Consider the following 1677-nt stretch of genomic DNA (forward strand, 5'->3'; position numbering starts at 1 on the left):
CTGGTTTACCTGTACCGCTACCGCGATGTACAGCAATGATCCTGGGCACGACAAGCGGTGGCGAGCTGACGCAATCCCCTGGTCTGAGCACAACACTGAGGCATTCGCCGGACTACACAACGAGCGCAAACGCATCATCGTGGTTTTCGACGAAGCATCCAACATTGCCGATCTGGTGTGGGAGGTAGCAGAGGGTGCGCTGACGGACGAAGACACCGAAATCATCTGGGTGGCGTTCGGGAACCCGACGCGTAATACCGGGCGTTTCCGCGAATGTTTCCGCAAATATAAACACCGCTGGAAAACTGCGCAGATTGACAGCCGGACGGTGGAAGGCACTAACAAACAGCAGTTGCAGAAATGGGTTGATGACTACGGGGAAGACAGCGACTTCGTTAAAATCCGTGTGCGCGGCATATTCCCTGATGCATCTGAATTGCAGTTTATCCCTACCGGTCTTACTGATGAGGCAATGAAACGGGTGGTAACCGCTGCGCAGGTTGCACATGCTCCGGTGATAATCGGCGTTGACCCGGCATACTCCGGCGTTGATGACGCGGTGATATACCTGCGGCAGGGGTTGCATAGTAAGATGCTATGGACTGGCAACAAGACCACTGACGATCTGATTATGGCGAAGCGTATCGCTGACTTTGAAGACCAGTACAATGCTGACGCGGTGTTCATTGACTTCGGTTACGGAACCGGTCTGAAGTCAATCGGTGATGGCTGGGGTCGTACATGGCAACTTGTTCCGTTCGGCGGTGCGTCCACTGACCCGCAGATGCTTAACAAGCGTGGGGAGATGTTCAACTCATGCAAGACATGGCTGAGGTTGGGAGGGATGCTGGATGACCAGGAAACAGCGGACGATCTGTCGGCGGCAGAGTACAAAGTTCGCGTGGACGGTAAAATCGTTATCGAACCGAAGGAAGATATCAAGGAGCGGCTTGGGCGTTCGCCGGGTAAAGGCGATGCGCTACTGCTGACGTTTGCGTTCCCTGTGTCTAAGCGTCTGCGAATTCCCGGGCAGCAGAACCAGCAAGGCAAGGCCATCACAGATTACGATCCCTATGCTTAATCCGCTTGAGGGGATAATGTTGTTGATATCCTCTGATGAGGATAAAACAAAGCCAGCTCATAGGCTGGCTGTTTGTGATATGTCACGGTGTTATTGCTCGCTTAACTTCTGCTTCAGCAAGTAACCTTCAAGCATCCAGATTTTGTTTACAGCATTCTGTCGGGCAATCTTCCGACCAATTTCTGCATCAAAGTTTTCCGGGCTTGCACAGGCGCTCTCTCCGGTGACGGTGAAGCCGTTGCGCAGCACCAGGACGCAGAACGTCAGCAGAGAAAGTGATTCGTGCGGCTGGTAGTTTACCTCTCCGCCAGTATGTTTCGCTTTTATGGCTACGCCAAAGGCACCATCTTCTGCTGTGAAATATGCCTCCTGAGCAATAATGCTCTCGATATGGTCTGGCGTAACGCGCGGCGCGGCTAAACCTTTAGCCTGAATTTCAGATTCAATGTCTTTGTCACTCATAGTCTAATCTCACCTTAAAAAAATGCCCGGCGAACCGGGCGAACTGGAAGCAATGAGTTATGCCTTCCGTGGCTGTACTGGTTTACAGCATGAAGTCATCGCAATGGCGTCCTGCTGTAAAAAGGGCGGTGATA

The 1677-nt window shown here is 52.4% G+C and carries 2 protein-coding genes; one reads left to right on the top strand and one right to left on the bottom strand.

The window, feature by feature from the left end; all coding sequences use genetic code 11:
- The coding region (locus tag AZI87_RS17915; protein WP_063209891.1) for a hypothetical protein at nucleotides 1-1081 on the top strand (1081 nt) is incomplete at its 5' end.
- Between the two features lie 90 nt (nucleotides 1082-1171).
- Here AZI87_RS17915 and AZI87_RS17920 read toward each other — a convergent pair.
- The gene (locus AZI87_RS17920; protein ID WP_001280570.1) at nucleotides 1172-1543 is read right to left on the bottom strand and encodes a Gp49 family protein; all 372 of its coding nucleotides are present in this window, start codon (nucleotides 1541-1543) and stop codon (nucleotides 1172-1174) included.
- Nucleotides 1544-1677 lie beyond the last annotated feature (134 nt).

It is taken from the genome of Bdellovibrio bacteriovorus, assembly GCF_001592745.1.
Taxonomy (GTDB): domain Bacteria; phylum Bdellovibrionota; class Bdellovibrionia; order Bdellovibrionales; family Bdellovibrionaceae; genus Bdellovibrio; species Bdellovibrio bacteriovorus_B.

Bases quoted from the DNA above. Each gene is read 5' to 3' on its own strand.
- AZI87_RS17920 (WP_001280570.1), bottom strand. From the start codon at position 1,543: ATGAGTGACAAAGACATTGAATCTGAAATTCAGGCTAAAGGTTTAGCC.